Origin of the sequence: Viridibacillus sp. NPDC093762, from assembly GCF_050279675.1 — a bacterium.
GTDB lineage: Bacteria > Bacillota > Bacilli > Bacillales_A > Planococcaceae > Viridibacillus.
This window is the reverse complement of sequence record NZ_JBNNUK010000025.1, coordinates 1-16,094: the sequence shown is the minus strand read 5'-3', so window position 1 is coordinate 16,094 and position 16,094 is coordinate 1. Positions and strand designations below refer to the sequence as shown.

Below are 16,094 nucleotides of genomic sequence, written 5' to 3'. Positions count from 1 at the left end.
AGGAAATATTTTTAAGCATATTGTAAGAGTAAAGGGGAAAATCAGAATTTCAAATGCGTGGTGAATAAATGATGAATAGATTAGAAAATTTGATACTTACATTAGAGTTTACAGAGGCTAAGAGTATAATAAATTCTTTAACGGAAAAAGAAATTGAAGATGAGTTACTTGAAGTTGCTTTTAATACCCAGAGTATAGTAACTTACTCATTTATACTTAATCTTATAATAGAGAATGAAACAGCTTCATTACATTATATTGCTTCAGTACTACTTTCTCAGCCATTATGTCACATAGATGGAGCTTATCAATCTGCATTTTTCCATGCAAAAAAAGCAATTGAATTGGATGAAGATAATATTGGATTATATGAATATATATTATTTTTCAATATAATTCCTGGTAAGTTATTGACTGATCAAGAGGCTACAGTTATAGAAAATAAGATAAATGAATTAAAGAGACTGAAATAATAAATCAGTGCTATTTGAAGAAATGCTTATATCTACATAGATACTGTAAGTGTGTGTTAGGGGATAGACCAGTACGTTTTTTTGATAAGATGTATTCTTTGACATAATCCGGCATTGGTTCCTGGTGTTTTTCTATTAAAGCACATACATGTTGTTGTTGTTGTTGTTGTTCAGGTGTAAGAGCCAAAATCGTTCAGGAGTTATTTTTATAAATAATTCTTCTTAAATAGTTGATAGGGTATAGAAAAAAGAAGATGATCCACATAATTCGGGATCATCTTCTTTTAATATTGGAAAATTTCTAACTGTTGTCCAGCTTCAATAGTTTCTGTGTTTAATTTATTCCATTGCTTAATGGAAGTAACTTTAACATTATAGGTTTCTGCAATATGATTCAGTGAGTCGCCGTCTTCTACTTTAATGGTAGTTTTATTTTTTACTGGTTTATCATATTGAGTGAGGTCATATTCAGCGATGAGTTTATTTAGTTTTTTGTTATATTTTGAATCAGTCGCGTAAGATCCTGTTAAATGCTTTGTGGCATCTTTATAGGATTTTGTATTACTTTTGAAAACGCCTGTGTAAAACTTTTTATTCCAAGAAAGACCATTCCGTAGTAAACGTACATAATCCTCCAAAGATTCTTCGTAGGAAGGGTATTTGCGGAAATCAGCCATTACTGTTGTCATATTACCTTTGCCATCATCTTCAGACGTTTCAAGTTTCACTGAGTCGTTTTTATATTTTCCCTTAATGCCAAATAAATTATTGTTTGGCGAAGAACCAAGGCCGCTTTGTCCATATTGGCTCTCTAAAGTTGCTTGAGCAATCATCACAGAAGCGTATAGGTCATTTTCTGCTGCAAGTGTACGAGCAGTTTCCGAAATGGAACCGATAAACTCTTCGACACTTTTTGTTTCTTCAACGTATTCTTGTTCAGAAGTATTGGCTTCGTTAGGTGATTTTTCAAATTGCTGCACTAGTACATAAATACCTATGCCGATAATCGCGAAAAATATGAGTATACCTGTTAGTAATTTTGCTAGTAGTTTCATTCATTTAATGGTATTGCAAATCTGCAAAACCTTCCTCCTTCCATATATTATCGAAAAATATTAAAGTCTTACTATTCCTAACTATTGTAAAGCAATTAGATAAAGGAAAGCAAAGATATCTTTCCATAGAGCATGTAATTAATAGGACGAGCTTGAAAGTGAGATAGTTCCGTATTTTGTTTTTTACTTTTATACATATATAAAGTATCAGATGTTTCAATTCCATTTTCTACATTAAATTTGAATAAATAAACATTTTTCTCATTAGAACCTGAAATGGGGAACATAAAGAAAGCGACCAACTCTAAAAAGAGTAGATCGCTCGGTATATTTCCAACCATTAACTCCATCCAACTTGAACCTATAATAACTGAATCTATCAAACATTAATATAGATCGTCAGAATGATATAAAGGTAGGGGGAGATTTTCAATCATCTAACCAAGTTTTCTTTTACTAATACTTCTCTGCTTTCCATTAACTAAACTATTAATAACCATTCCTATAATAACAAGAATCATGCCGAACAAGGAAAGACCATTTGGAAAAGATCCATTTAGTAATATCACTTCACCAATAACGGTAAAGATCATTGCACCAGCTTGCGTTGATTCAACAGCTGCAAGTAGACCCATATTGTTTTTTGCCATATCTGTAGCTAAGAAGAAAAGAAGACTTGCAATCACACCGGAAGATAAAGCTAATAGTAATGCTTGTCCGAATTGTGAGCCAGTAGGTAATCCAACTGTAACAGTTCCATAAATACCAAATAAAATAGCAACTGGTAAACTACTGATGGCCATTCCTAATGTACGTTGGAAAGTATCGATTCTTCCTTGACACAACTCCATCATTTTACGATTGCCTAATGGATATAAAAAAGCGGCAATGACAACAGGTATAAACCCTAAAATAAATGCTTTAACACTGATATGCCCCGCTTGATTTACTTGCATTAAAATTACACCAATTAAAATGATTACAGACACTCGTAAACTTTTAAAAGGGATCTTTTGTCTAACTTTTTTATCGCCATCAACGGACGGTACCGTTACAAAGAACAACGGAGAAAGTAATGCACCTGCTAAAATAGTAACTTGCCAAGTACCGGATGTTAACCAAGATGGACCATAAACAGCTGCAAAACTTAATAATGAATAAAAACCTACTCCACCGAGTGTTCCCCATAATAACCATTGAGAAGGGTTTTTTCCCATTTCACGAAATAATTGTCCTAGATTTTTTCTGAATGCTACGATAAGAAGAAGGAATGGAATGGCCAAAATAAAACGTAAAGAAGCTGTCCATGCCCAACTTGTTCCATCAAGATTCATTGCTCGATTTATTATAAATGTAGCTGAAAAAAATAGGGAAGATAAGATCCCAACTACTACTGCTTTCATTAAATATCACCTCAATTTTAATTCTTTCACGGTGATAAATATTATACTTATTTTCGTATAAAGTAAAGTATAATATACTAATATATAGTTTATTTTGACTCGAATAGGTATGTTATAATTTATTAAATATTATAAAAAGTTAAGTGTATATAAATAAGGAGTGAAGAAATATGAGTTCAAATAAGGATGAAACACAACAATTGATTCAATTTGTGGGAACGAAACTTCGTGAACTAAGAAAGGAACAAAAATTAAGTTTAGAGGACTTGGCAGCTAAAACAGGTGTAAGTAAATTAACGCTAGGGAACATTGAACGTGGTGAAACAAATCCTACATTAGGGATGATTTGGAAAGTTGCGAATGGTCTTTCAGTACCTCTAATGGCACTTTTGAAACCGGAGAATAATATCAATGTTTTACGTGCGGGACAAGGACCAAAATTATTTGGAAATGATCAGGAGTGGGTTATTGAGCCCTTATTTAATGATGTTCGAGGAAGTACGGAAATGTATCGTGCATACTTGAAACCTCGCTGTAAATATGAACCAGAAGCACATCATCCAGGTGCTATAGAAATTGCGACGGTAATGGCGGGAGAAGTCGAAATAACGATTGGGAAGTCATCCTATACACTTAATAAGTTTGACTCAATTCAATTTGTTGCAAGTGAACAACACTCTTATAAAAACTTAACAGAGGAACAGGCCGTACTCCATTTAGCGATAAATTATAAATGATTGAGGTACATAATTGTAAAGAAAAACCTGGCTTAATGAATATCATCGTAAAAATAAATAAGGGTATACTGTTAATACATTAACCGTGAGAGGCTGTGACGTATGAAAAGATCACTTACCATGTTGTTTAGTTTACTAATTGCCATGTTACTAATATTTACATTGAGCCCTTTAACAATGCATGCTGAAACGAAAAAAGCAGTGACGGTAAAAACACACAAATTTATGTTTGATAGCAATATAAAATATCCGCAAATCAGCGGTATGAAGAATAAACAACGACAAAAACAAATCAATATAAATTTCAAAAAATTAGCTAAGCAAGATTATAAAGAGCGCAAGAAGATATTAAAAAGATACGACAAAGATCGAAAAGAACTTGGTATATCAAAAAAAGATTATGCTTCATATGAGTATAAAACTTTTTTTACAGTCAAATACAATCAAAATAACAAAGTCAGTATTGTGAAAACAAAGTATTACTATACTGGCGGTGCGCATGGTGAGTATTACAGCGAAAGCTATAACTATAATACGAACTCTGGAAAAGAAGTGACACTGAAACAAAATTTTAAAACAACTGCTGCATATAATAAAGTGGCAACTTGCACTGTTAAAAAAATCCTTACCGATAAAGAAAAATACCCTTTAGCTGATGAAAATTTGAATTTAAATTTGACGCCATATTACTGGACGAATTCAGAATCAGGGATTAATCTTATTTTCCAAATATATGAAATCGCTCCTTATTCATCTGGTCAAATAGAATTGCCAATGGAGACAACATGTGAATAAGAGTTAGTAAAACTATATCGGTATTAAGTTTAAAACTAGAAGCCATTCAATCACTATATAGGATTAAATGGCTTTTTAAATTGTTTTCCAATAAATGAATATCATATCTTTTCTTGGAGCAATTTGATGAATTTACTCACTGATGGAGACATATAACGATGCTTCATATGAACAATACCTAATTGAATGAAGGAAAAGTTTGCAATATCCAAATCAATTGTCACCATAGAAGATCCAATCATGCCACCCTGGTCTTGAAAAGAGTAATCCAAGCCAAAAGTTAGTGCACCATCTCTAACAGCATTATGAATTGCAACGGTATTATTCGTATTAAAGAGAACATCAGGTTTACCATAACGCGCAATGATGTTGTCTAAATACCATAAGATAAAATCATCGCGATAAACAACGAGTGGATATTGAAGCAACTGTTCAGGGGTGATGCTTTGTTGCGTTGCTAATGGCGAATTAGATGGTACACCTACAACCATTTTACAATCACTAAGCTTTTCAATGGTTAGACCATTTAATTTATCAAGTACTTTTTCATACAGAATCAGGACGCCAATATCAATCCGGTCTTGTAGCAAATCTGATAGAATATCCTTTGAACCACCTTCGAAAATATCTATATCTACTTTTGGGTACACCTTCTTAAAATCAGAAACAGCACTCACAAATAGGTGCATAGGGCTTGGAATTGTCGCAATTCGCAAATGTCCGGTAAGCTCATTTTGTAGATTTTCCACTTCTGATTCCATTTCTTTCATAAGCTGAATAATTTGATTTGCTTTTTCTAGTATCTTCTTTCCTTCCTCAGTTGCGACAGTACCTTGGCGAGAACGGTGGAAAATGGTGATTTGTAGCTCATTCTCTAATGTAGATAACGACTGACTTACAGCAGAAAGCGTCACATGTAGCTTCTCTGAAGCCTTAGTCAAAGATCCACAGTGTGCAATTTCCACTATGTATTCCAATTGCTCTAATTTCAAATTCCACACATCCTTAAGAAATATTAAAGATAGATTAAATATTATTAAATTTTACTAAAACAATATGAGTGTTACAATAATGCCATATTACACAATTGCAAATCAAGAAAGAGGGTAAAAATAATGAAATTAGAAAACAAAGTAGCAGTAGTGACTGGTGGAGCAAGTGGTATAGGTGAAGCAACGGTCCGTTTATTTGCACAAGAAGGCGCAAAAGTGGTCATTGCTGATTTCTCTGAACGTGGCGAAGAAGTAGTTGCCGATTTAAAAGCACAAGGTTTTGAAGCTTTATTTGTAAAAACAGATGTGACAAGTGAAGACGACGTCAAAAACATGGTTGCTAAAACAGTTGAAACTTTTGGCTCTTTAGATGTCATGTATGCAAACGCAGGTATTGCACAAGATGGACCGATTCATGAATTATCAGTACAAGATTGGCAAAAAACAATCGACATCAATTTATCAGGTATTTTCTTAAGTGATAAATTTGCTATTGAACAAATGCTAAAACAAGAAAATCGAGGCGTCATCGTTAACTGTGGATCGATTCATAGCCATGCCGGTAAAGCAGGCGTAACAGCTTATGCATCAGCAAAAGGTGGCGTTAAACTGTTAACTCAATCTCTTAGCCTAGATTACGCTCAAGAAGGTATCCGCGTAAATGCAGTATGCCCAGGTTACATTGATACACCACTTATTAAAGGGCGTGATGAAGCAATTAACCAACATCTAATCGCTCTACATCCAATGGGCCGCCTTGGCACACCAGAAGAAGTAGCAAAAACGGTACTATTCTTAGCAAGTGAAGATTCTTCATTTGTAACAGGTACGACATTATTAGTTGATGGTGGATATACTGCTCAATAACAATCGATGATATAAATATTAAAAACGTAGTTAAAAGACAAGATTTAATGTTTCTTTTGACTACGTTTTTTGTTTAAGCTCGCCTGCATTGAAATTTTGCATTGACTTGCCGCAATCTAGTTCGCCACATTGAAAAATAGAATGAAAAGTATTAAGCACAGTTTTTTCATTTAAGAGATCTTCTTATTTTTGAGAGTTCTATTTATTTATATAAAATAGATTATTTTTTATATACAGGATTCCTGTCTATAAAATCATCTATTTCTCTTTTCAAGCCATAAACTTGAGTGAAGTAAAGTTGACCTACCAATAAACCCTTAGCTTTCCACTTTTCCATTTCGTTATAGTGAAAGGTTACAAAATATTCTTCTAATTCACCTCTTGCAATTCCTTGTTTTTCAGCCATCTCTCCTATAGAAAGACCTTCTTTCCAATAAACGTCATACTCTTTGGTTGTTAAACCTAATAATTTACAAATTTCATCATAATTATATTGAAATCTGTAAACTAATTTACCTTCACTTGTAGCTATCTCTCCTAAATGACTTTCTTCTGCTTGGGCAAATTGTGAAAAACTAAAACATATGGAAATTAAAAATAGGGGTATAGCTACTTTTAGAAAGAGCTTCAAAAAAACACCTCCTTTTTTGATCTTAACTCGCGTTTTATTATGTGGGGATTTCAAAATTTTATTTACTGTATACTAATGTTTTACAATTAAAAGAGTTTTTCTAAAGACATATATGGTAATTATGAACTTTAGCAAAAGTGATTTTATAAGTAGCAAATGCGAACCTATTCCAGCCAAATGGAATGTAGCTAACAATTAATTCATTTTAATTATTTGCATGCAGAAAAATATAGATGATATATGTAAAAGTGTGTTTTTGTTCATACCTCGCTAGTCTATATTGGAGAGTCAAGTAATTGGTTTGTAAGGATTAATAAAGCTTTGCTGTTAGATTCTAGGATGAAGGACTTATCTCCAATGTGTCCATACAACTAAACTAAATCCAGTAATTTGAATTCGGATTTACTAGATAAATGGGAAAAGATTGATCATTAATATAAAGTTTGATGAAAATCATCTCTTTAGTTTTTCTAAGAGGTGATTTTTTTGTTGGATATATATGTTAAAATCAATGTGAAGAAAATTACCTAAACTAACCTTGCAGTTTTGTTTAATAAGAACATTCATTTATGAACAGACCATAGCCAAAATGAAAAAGAGGGAACTGTAATTAAACATTTTCAAAATAAGTGTTACTAGATACTTATGCCACCATTTTAATAACGTCAATACTACTAATTGCTTTTCTTCCCAATGAATATAGACACTATTCACATAGAGTAGTCATTTTATTTGGGGTGATATTTAAAATTGAGGATTTTTACGTAGAAAAGAAGAACATTAGAAAAAAAGAGAAGTCGTCTTAAATAATAGGAACGTTTCTACGCTTCAACCAAGATGGAATCTTTAACTGTAACAGATGTCCTCTCTTCTAATGATTCATTTTTTCAAGTAGATTAGGAGAGAAGTGCGAATTCCTAATAATGTGAATTCTTTATAAAACCAATTTATTTTCTCATCCTTATCTAAAAGGCGAATCTTAAATGACCTCTCACTGCAAAAATAAGAATAGAAGAAAAAATTAAAGAAAAAGGGAAGTGATTAAATGGCATTACAAAATCGGTATCAACAAAAGTACATCCAGCAGCCAACATCTAGACCTTCTAAAAGAATATCGTTTAAGGTAGAAAGTGTTCTCCATGCCATAATAATCGTAATTGCATTATTGTCATTTACGAACTCATTAGACTTGAAGCTAAACGAAAATATCGTGAAAGTAATGTATAGCCAATGAAGAGAAAGTTTCGATTTCAATGGGGAGCTTTTCTAATGTTAATCGTTTACGGAGGACTTTTTTTTGCTATGTTTTTCCGTATATTTTTTATCCAAGCATCAGGACAAGTAGAGGGGCAAGCTTTGGCGGCAAAAGCGGCAGCAAAATATGAAAGATCAAAAGTAATTACAGCTAATAGAGGGAACATTTTCGATAGGCAAGGGCAAGTTATTGCAGAAGATACTATTAACTATCGCTTAGTAGCTGTAATTAGTCCTAAAGTATCTGAAGGAACTAAAACTCTTATGCACGTCGCAGATAAAGAAAAAACTGCCAAAATTTTATCGGAATATATTCCTATTAGTGAAAAAGATATATTTGATAAATTAAATACAAAAGCGAAGAATGCGCAAGGTAATGAAATTCGTCAAGTAGAATTTGGTGCTGCAGGTCGTAATATTAGTCATTTAGTAATGGAGGGAATTAGTAGTGAAAAGCTACCAGGCATCATTTTCATGGAAGAAACAAAGAGGTTTTATCCAAATGGTATCTTTGCATCGAACTTAATCGGCTTAGCTCAAAGGGATACTCAGCAAGATGGACAAACTAAAACTGTAGGTAAAATGGGCCTAGAATCCATCTACGACAAAGAATTGTCCGGTACTGATGGAAGGGTTCAATATAAGAGTGATATATGGGGGTATTTGCTACCTAATAGCGATAAGATGGTAGAACCTGCAAAAGATGGAGCGGATGTATATCTAACGATTGATAAAACCATTCAAAACTTTTTAGAAGATTCAATGTCTAAAGTTTATAAGGAATATAATCCTGATTCGATGGTAGCAGTCGTTGCCAATCCGAAGACGGGAGAAATACTTGCTGTGTCGCAAAGACCAACATATAATCCACAAGATGGTACTGGACTTGAAAATAGTTGGTTAAACCAACTGACAGAGTTGACGATAGAGCCAGGTTCTACGATGAAAACATTTACATTAGCAGCTGCAATCGAAGAAGGAAAATGGTTTCCTAACGCTACGTTTCAGTCTGGTCAATACTTGGTAGGAAATGTACCAATTGGAGATCATAATGACAGACAAGGTTGGGGAACAATCACCTATTTAGAAGGAATTCAACGTTCCTCCAATGTAGGAATGGCTCATCTATTGAAATTAATAGGAGATGATAAATTTATTTCTTATGTAAATAAATTTGGTTTTGGTGAAAAAACAGGAATAGATTTACCAAATGAAGCTACAGGTCAAATCTTAGATAAGTATCCTATTAACCGTGTAACAACAACTTATGGACAAGGCTCTACAGTTACACCTGTACAATTAATACAAGCTGTTTCAGCTATTGCGAACGATGGCAAAATGATGGAACCATATGTAATTGAGAAAATTGTAAATCCAAATACGAAGGAAATCGTCAAAGAAAACAAGCCTACTATTAAAGGTAAACCAATTTCTAAGAAAACGTCAGAAGAAGTTAGAGAGATTTTGACTACTACTATTACTTCTGAATTTGGAACCGCTAAAGATTTTGCAAGTCAGGAATATGAAGTATCAGGTAAAACAGGTACTGCGCAAATGCCAGACCCTTCAACAGGCGAATACGATAAAAGAGGGAAAAATTATTTTCTGTATTCATTTTTAGGTATGGCTCCAGCAGATGATCCTCAGTTAGTGATGTACATTGCTGTGGGAAAACCGAAACTTGGTCTAGCAGAAATAGGCTCTGAGCCAACATCTAAAGTATTTAATACAGTAATGGAAAGTAGTTTAAAGTACTTAAATATTAAGCCTCAAAAAATTAATAGAACGAAATCTCAAACGATGGAGAACTTAAAAGGCCAACATGTTGAGGATGTTGAAAAAGCATTTGAAGGAAATGGAGTCGAAGCAGTTATTATAGGTAATGGTAATAAAATTACGGATCAATACCCTGCAGAAAAAACAGCAATCTTATCAGGCGGTTTTGTATTTTTGAAAACAGAGGGGGATTCAGTAGTACCTGATTTTACAGATTGGTCACTCCGCAACGTTTTAACGTATCAAGCAATGGCTGGTGCTAAAATAGAAATTAACGGCGAAGGCTATGTACAAAAACAAAGTGTTAAAGCGGGTACTGTACTAAATGGAAACAAGAAGATTATTCTGAAAATGAAAAAACCAGAGGAACACTACAAATAGTTTGTGTGAATTGACAAAGAATTTGAATAGTATGTAGCATCTTTTCGTGCTTTGTTTTTTAGTTCTAAAAAATACTATTCAACCTCTTTTTTTAGCCATTTCTAGTCATTTTGATGTAATGATAAAAAATACATTAGATCCATGAAGTTTGTAAAGATGTATGCCACATTGAAATTAAATCTTTATCCTAAGAATTATGAAAGATTATGAAACGACGCTTCTGTTTTGAAACAAGAACGTCACAACAAAGAATTCAAACCTATTAAGTCGAAGCGGTCACGTGGTTGGAGTTGGTATAATAGAAAAGCAGATGATATAGAAAAAATCTATATCATCTGCTTTTTTGTGATAAGAATACCATTCAGGATAGATTTGCGTTAAAATAAACATTGCCGATTTTCACAAATTTATTAATTTCCAAATGTACTTGTGTTTGATAATAAGTTATTAAACATGATATAAGTGTAAAAGAAGTGGGACATTTGGCTTTATATTTTTTGACCTAGAGTTTGAAGTTGTAGTCATAGTGAGAGGATTTGAGTTTAAAATGATAGATAATTTTTGGCGTGATTTACCACGACCATTTTTTGTACTTGCACCAATGGAAGATGTGACAGATGTTGTTTTTCGTCACGTAGTAAGTGAAGCCGGTCGACCGGATGTATTTTTCACAGAGTTTACAAATTCGGATAGCTATTGTCATCCAGAGGGCATGAAAAGTGTGCAAGGCCGTTTGGTTTTTACAGAAGATGAACAGCCAATGGTGGCACATATATGGGGGGATAATCCCGAATATTTCCGTCAAATGAGTATTGGTATGGCGGAGCTAGGATATAAAGGCATCGATATTAATATGGGCTGCCCTGTACCGAATGTGGCATCGAGAGGAAAAGGTAGTGGTCTTATTTTACGTCCAGACGTTGCGGCAGAACTTATTCAAGCGGCAAAAGCGGGCGGACTGCCTGTAAGCGTGAAGACACGACTAGGCTTTAAGGATTTAAATGAGTGGGAGGAGTGGCTAACTCATATTTTTAAACAGGATATTGCAAACCTTTCTATTCATTTACGTACAAGAGAGGAAATGAGCCAAGTAGATGCGCATTGGGAGCTGATTCCAGAGATCAAAAAATTACGTGACCGTATCGCACCAAATACGTTACTAACTATTAATGGAGACATTCCTGACCGTCAAACTGGGCTGCAACTTGCTGAACAATACGGGATTGATGGTGTTATGATCGGGCGAGGTATTTTTAAAAATCCTTTTGCTTTTGAAAAAGAGCCAAAAGAGCATAGCAGTAAAGAATATCTTGATCTATTAAGACTGCAGCTCGACCTTCAAGATCAATATGCGGAAGTATTACCACGTTCAATCACAGGGCTTCATCGCTTTTTCAAAATCTATGTCAAAGGATTCCCTGGAGCAGCTGAATTAAGAAATCAATTGATGAACACGAAATCAACAGATGAAGTGCGTGCATTACTTGATAACTTTGGAAAAGAATGTTGATGTACGGGGACAGTGAAATGATGTAACTCTTAAAAAGTTAGAGAAAAAATGAATCACATCAACCATCAACTCATGTGTACTGTTTTCTAAAAGAAAAAGGTCTTAAGGGCGGCATGATGTAATAAGCCGCTGCAACCCTTGATATATAAGGGTTTGTATGTAAGGTGAGAGTGAAATGCTAACATTTTGCTAATATAAAGGATAGTAATGGAGGCTTCTCATTAGTTGTGCAAACTTTTGGGAAGCTTCTTTTTTCATTTCTTTCGTTACATGGAGATAGACGTTTTTGGTGATTTGATCATCTAAATGACCAAGTCTGTCCATTATTTGTTCGAGTGCAACACCTGCTTCTGCTAATAGTGAAGTGTGTGTATGCCTCAATGAATGAGGTGTTAAGTCAGGATTTAATTTTGCGATTGCAAGAAGTCTTGCCATCCTGAGTTGTACCATTTTGATAACTGTAGGATATCCGGGTTGTCTCTCTGTTTTAGCAAAGATGAAGTCTTGATTATAATAAGCATCACCTAATTGCTGAATGATTTTCTCTGGAGTTTCTTTGTGAAAGCTTAAAGCTTTTATCACATCTTCGTCCACAACAATTTTTCGTCTAGATTTTTTCGTTTTTGGTGTCACCAACTGAAACTGAACAGTATTATTATTGGAGTTGTAATAGGTTTTGGTAATGCTGATTGTCTGATTTACGAAATCGATATCTTTCCACTTGAGAGCTACTAGTTCACCAACGCGAATTCCTGTATAGGATAGGGTGAGAAACATCAAGTAGTCTAGGGCCAATCCTTGATTCTTAGCGGTTTTTAAGAACAGTGCAAGTTCTTCTTTTTCCAAGTACTTAGGGATTTCTTCTTCCTCAAGCTGTTCAATGGTTTTTTTACCTTTTTTGAGATAGGCAAACTCGGTGGGGTCCTTCTTGATCAGCTCTAATTCTAATGCTTTCCGAAAAATCATCCTCCCAGTTCGATATATTCCCTCCCTTGTGCTGTCAGAATACCCTCTGTCTTTTAAATCATTGAGAGCATCTTGATAGAGCTTTCTTGTGATATCCTTCAATTTTAGTTGAGCAAAATAAGGCATCAACTTATCAATTCATGCTACCTTACGCGAACTGTTCCCGGCTTTACATCTTTTGCTTCACTGTAGATCGTAAGCCACTCTATTGCAAATGCATTAAACGTTTGGTTTGTTTCTTCCAAATAGGTTCCTTCGTTTATTTCGTGGAAGCGAGAGGTAGCAGTTGATTTAGCTTCTTCTTGAGTCTTAAAACCACTCCTTGTCTTTTACTTTCTCTTTCCGGTTTCAGGATCTATTCCAATATCGATGGTAAAAGCCCATTTGGAACCACAATTGCATTTTTTCTTCTTGCACTTACAACCTCTCTTGTAAAAATGTCCTTTCATTGAATATCCTCACTTTCTTTTAGAGTTTGGTGCAGGTATCCATTATCTCCATTTTGTAAGTTAATAATTCATAAGGCTTAGAGAATAATTAGCAAATAAGGGTGAAAGAATTTAACACTGAAAAAAAACATGTTTCAAACACGTACCTTCTTGTTATTGCTTATTCAAGCAATTCTTCGTAATGTTCACCGGGTGAGATGATTTTCTTATTGGATATTTATGTTAATGTTACTATAAAGATTGTGAAGTAATGTACTTAAACTAACGGGACAGGTTAGTTAAAGAAGACATACTTAAACAAATCATGTGAGTAGTTTGATAATACTAAAATAATTGAACAAGTATTCTGAACTCGTTGAATGAGCAACAATACTTTGGTTTTTGGCCAAATATATAACTTTCAAGTAAACTTACTTAATAAATACTAATAGGTGGCTAAACGTTTTTGTTGTGTTTCTTTAGTTTGAAAATGAACGATTTTTCCCAGTTAGTCGTATTACATATAGATTATTATTGTATGGAGTAGATCTCATGGATGAAAAGGATTTAATTCGAAAGGCTAAAAAAGGAGATACATTGGCGCTTTCGAAACTGCTACAACAGAATTATTCGTTCCTCGTAAAGTATTTAATGAAAGTTACCCTTCATCCACAAATCGCAGAAGATTTAACACAAGAGACGATGATGAAGTGTATTGAAAAAATCCAACTGTATAATGGTGAATCCAAGTTTTCCTCATGGCTTATCACAATTGCAATGAACCTTTTTATCGATCAACAGCGTAGAAAGAAGCGGGAGAAAAACTGGCTAGAGCAGGAACAAGCGCTCCGAAAAATGAAATGGAATGCAGCCAATATGAACGAAGAATGGACTGATGTACTTGATGTACTTGCTCAAATTAATGAAGAAATACGTATGCCAATCGTGTTAAAGCATTATTACGGATATTCATATAAGGAAATTGGAGAAATGATGGGTATTGCAGAAGGAACAGTAAAATCTCGAGTTTCAAATGGTCTAAAAAGTGTACGAAAGGAGTTGGCTGAACTTGAAGGAGTATGATTCTAAAAATAGCAATTCTATGTTGGATGATGAAGATGAATTAACGGTTAAGCAATTAATAGATGGTTTAGAAAAACTGGATCAATGGAATCCAGTATCTACTCCAAACTTACAATGGTTTCAACAGAATGTTGAAATAGAGAAAAAAAGAATACAAAAAAAACAATGGAAAGACCTCCTCACGTTTATGTCTGTTGCAGTATTTGTGCTTTTGGTTGGGATTGCTGTCGTTTATCGTCAGCCAATTCTTTTTCTTTATTTTCAGCTTGTGGGGATTATCTTATTGCCCTTAGCTCTTAACAAAACTAGAAAGAAGGTCAGTAATGAATGAACTCAAACGAACTAAGTAGCACACCGCTTTGGTTATGCGTCGTGATTGCAGTCATTCTGATTTGTCAGAGCTCATGGATGTTTTGGGATGCACGGAAGAGGGGACACAATGCTTGGCTATGGGGCTTTTTAGGCCTTATTCAATTTCCAGCGTATCTTATTATCTACCTTGTTTTTGCAAGAAAAATATTTAAAAGAAAGGTCTCAGGATCAAATTCCTGATATTTTTTTTATTTATTTTTTCGTGAGTGAACGATTAGACGAACGTAACCGTATTAAGGGTAAATAAACAATTTGGGGGAGAAAAATGTAGGGGATTATTCAATTTGATAATTCCGGAAAACAATTGAATTCCAAATAACTTATTTAAATAGACGGTAGATTAATTTTTATGTTTTTTTATAATTCAGATGAAAGATGATAATTGATTTCGGAGTCTAACATAATAAATAGAACATAGGAGATGATGAATGTGCTAGTAGTAACAACAGAACACATTGAAGGGTATAAAGTTGTCGAAGTAAAAGGTTCTGTATTTGGTCTGATTGTAAGAAGTAGGGGGCTAGGCGGGGATATTATGGCGGGCTTAAAAGGATTAGTAGGAGGGGAAATCAAGCAATATACTGCCATGCTTGAAGATTCTAGAAAAGAAGCTATAGACCGTATGATTATGAATGCCAACGAAATGGGAGCGAATGCTATTATCATGATGCGATATGATTCTGGTGAAATGGGTAAAAACATGAGTGAAATTGTTGCATACGGAACGGCAGTTGTTGTGGAAAAGCTAAAATGACGACATTTTTGGGGATAGGTATATATTTGTTATTTCAAATTAGTATTGCTCTCGTTTGTATCTTACTTGGTTACTTTATATATGACAAACGATATAAACGCAATCATGGAAAAGAAGTTCCTAAAGGTTTTGAGGTAACGAATGAGGTGAATCTTGACCCTGTTACGGGTGAAAAAAAAAGAGTATATTATAATGCAGAAACAGGTGAACGATTTTATAGAAAAGAAAAGTAGTTATTTTTGTGACAAATTTCGGTGTTTGTTATTTTAACGGCAAGGTTCTGCCCTTCGTTCCAAATTAACGGAGGACTTAGCAAGTATTAAATATCGAATCATTCGTTGGCTGGATCGTTACTTTCCAGAGTTTACTCAAGTCTTTCCGTCTTTTGGTAAGATGGCACTTGCCACGCTTGAAATGACTCCGTTGCCACAGGATATTGAACAGAAAAGTGCTGAACAGCTTGTTTTTCTCTACCGTCAGGTAGAGGGGATGAGAGTTCCGCAGTTACCTAAAGCAAAGCTACTTATTGAAGCTGCGATAAACTCTATTGGACTGACAGAAGGAACAGAGATGGCCCGACGTGAAATCGCCACGCTCCTACGTCAGTATCGCTTATT

At 34.3% G+C, this 16,094-nt stretch carries 17 protein-coding genes and 1 pseudogene; 12 read left to right on the top strand and 6 right to left on the bottom strand.

Translation table 11 applies throughout. The features are described from left to right. Positions 1 to 71 precede the first annotated feature (71 nt). Positions 72 to 473, top strand: a complete 402-nt coding sequence (locus ACQKM9_RS19620) for a hypothetical protein (RefSeq protein ID WP_427736064.1) — start codon at positions 72 to 74, stop codon at positions 471 to 473. A gap of 284 nt (positions 474 to 757) precedes the next feature. Here the strand turns inward: ACQKM9_RS19620 and ACQKM9_RS19615 are convergent, their stop codons facing one another. From ACQKM9_RS19615 to ACQKM9_RS19605, 3 genes are all read right to left on the bottom strand, one after another. After that, a complete protein-coding gene (locus ACQKM9_RS19615) occupies positions 758 to 1,528 on the bottom strand; it encodes a glucosaminidase domain-containing protein (protein ID WP_427736063.1) in 771 nt (256 codons plus the stop codon). Positions 1,529 to 1,623: 95 nt separating this feature from the next. Further along, positions 1,624 to 1,869, bottom strand: coding sequence for a hypothetical protein (locus ACQKM9_RS19610; protein ID WP_427736062.1), 246 nt, complete (start codon positions 1,867 to 1,869; stop codon positions 1,624 to 1,626). Between the two features lie 96 nt (positions 1,870 to 1,965). Then, the gene (locus ACQKM9_RS19605; protein WP_427736061.1) at positions 1,966 to 2,931 is read right to left on the bottom strand and encodes a DMT family transporter; all 966 of its coding nucleotides are present in this window, start codon (positions 2,929 to 2,931) and stop codon (positions 1,966 to 1,968) included. Between the two features lie 170 nt (positions 2,932 to 3,101). On the opposite strand from ACQKM9_RS19605, the gene ACQKM9_RS19600 reads away from it, so the two are divergent. Both ACQKM9_RS19600 and ACQKM9_RS19595 read left to right on the top strand, forming a co-directional pair. Beyond that, positions 3,102 to 3,668, top strand: a complete 567-nt coding sequence (locus ACQKM9_RS19600; protein ID WP_427736060.1) for a helix-turn-helix domain-containing protein — start codon at positions 3,102 to 3,104, stop codon at positions 3,666 to 3,668. 102 nt (positions 3,669 to 3,770) lie between these two features. Next, positions 3,771 to 4,463: a PdaC/SigV domain-containing protein gene (locus ACQKM9_RS19595; RefSeq protein ID WP_427736059.1), complete on the top strand. Its 693-nt coding sequence runs from the start codon at positions 3,771 to 3,773 to the stop codon at positions 4,461 to 4,463. Positions 4,464 to 4,564: 101 nt separating this feature from the next. On the opposite strand, the gene ACQKM9_RS19590 is transcribed toward ACQKM9_RS19595, so the two are convergent. After that, positions 4,565 to 5,455, bottom strand: a complete 891-nt coding sequence (locus ACQKM9_RS19590; protein ID WP_427736058.1) for a LysR family transcriptional regulator — start codon at positions 5,453 to 5,455, stop codon at positions 4,565 to 4,567. A gap of 123 nt (positions 5,456 to 5,578) precedes the next feature. On the opposite strand from ACQKM9_RS19590, the gene ACQKM9_RS19585 reads away from it, so the two are divergent. Next, a complete protein-coding gene (locus ACQKM9_RS19585) occupies positions 5,579 to 6,322 on the top strand; it encodes an SDR family NAD(P)-dependent oxidoreductase (RefSeq protein WP_427736057.1) in 744 nt (247 codons plus the stop codon). 220 nt (positions 6,323 to 6,542) lie between these two features. Here ACQKM9_RS19585 and ACQKM9_RS19580 read toward each other — a convergent pair whose 3' ends face one another. Continuing rightward, a complete protein-coding gene (locus ACQKM9_RS19580; protein ID WP_427736056.1) occupies positions 6,543 to 6,953 on the bottom strand; it encodes a hypothetical protein in 411 nt (136 codons plus the stop codon). 1,045 nt (positions 6,954 to 7,998) lie between these two features. Between ACQKM9_RS19580 and ACQKM9_RS19575 the strand changes: the two genes are divergently transcribed. The 3 genes from ACQKM9_RS19575 to ACQKM9_RS19565 all read left to right on the top strand — a co-directional run bounded on the left by ACQKM9_RS19575 (position 7,999) and on the right by ACQKM9_RS19565 (position 11,874). Further along, complete coding sequence (locus ACQKM9_RS19575; protein WP_427736055.1) at positions 7,999 to 8,187, top strand: hypothetical protein; 189 nt, start codon at positions 7,999 to 8,001, stop codon at positions 8,185 to 8,187. Further along, entirely contained in the window at positions 8,184 to 10,364 is a 2,181-nt protein-coding gene (locus ACQKM9_RS19570; RefSeq protein ID WP_427736054.1) for a penicillin-binding protein, read from the top strand. The genes ACQKM9_RS19575 and ACQKM9_RS19570 overlap by 4 nt, the downstream gene beginning before the upstream one ends. A gap of 547 nt (positions 10,365 to 10,911) precedes the next feature. Next, positions 10,912 to 11,874, top strand: a complete 963-nt coding sequence (locus ACQKM9_RS19565) for a tRNA dihydrouridine synthase (protein ID WP_427736053.1) — start codon at positions 10,912 to 10,914, stop codon at positions 11,872 to 11,874. 189 nt (positions 11,875 to 12,063) lie between these two features. On the opposite strand, the gene ACQKM9_RS19560 is transcribed toward ACQKM9_RS19565, so the two are convergent. Continuing rightward, the gene (locus ACQKM9_RS19560; RefSeq protein WP_427736052.1) at positions 12,064 to 12,966 is read right to left on the bottom strand and encodes a tyrosine-type recombinase/integrase; all 903 of its coding nucleotides are present in this window, start codon (positions 12,964 to 12,966) and stop codon (positions 12,064 to 12,066) included. A gap of 854 nt (positions 12,967 to 13,820) precedes the next feature. On the opposite strand from ACQKM9_RS19560, the gene sigY reads away from it, so the two are divergent. The 5 genes and pseudogenes from sigY to ACQKM9_RS19535 form a co-directional block, all read left to right on the top strand. Continuing rightward, positions 13,821 to 14,351 (top strand): RNA polymerase sigma factor SigY, encoded by a 531-nt coding sequence (gene sigY, locus ACQKM9_RS19555; RefSeq protein ID WP_427736051.1) that lies wholly within the window; start codon positions 13,821 to 13,823, stop codon positions 14,349 to 14,351. Continuing rightward, on the top strand, positions 14,338 to 14,682 hold the full coding sequence (locus tag ACQKM9_RS19550; protein WP_427736050.1) for a YxlC family protein: 345 nt from the start codon (positions 14,338 to 14,340) through the stop codon (positions 14,680 to 14,682). The genes sigY and ACQKM9_RS19550 overlap by 14 nt, the downstream gene beginning before the upstream one ends. Positions 14,683 to 15,153: 471 nt before the next feature. Then, complete coding sequence (locus tag ACQKM9_RS19545) at positions 15,154 to 15,477, top strand: YbjQ family protein (RefSeq protein ID WP_427736049.1); 324 nt, start codon at positions 15,154 to 15,156, stop codon at positions 15,475 to 15,477. Beyond that, the gene (locus ACQKM9_RS19540; RefSeq protein WP_427736048.1) at positions 15,474 to 15,710 is read left to right on the top strand and encodes a hypothetical protein; all 237 of its coding nucleotides are present in this window, start codon (positions 15,474 to 15,476) and stop codon (positions 15,708 to 15,710) included. Before ACQKM9_RS19545 ends, ACQKM9_RS19540 begins: the two co-directional genes overlap by 4 nt. Positions 15,711 to 15,747: 37 nt before the next feature. Then, positions 15,748 to 16,094 (top strand): annotated as a pseudogene (locus ACQKM9_RS19535) (IS110 family transposase); the annotation flags it as partial.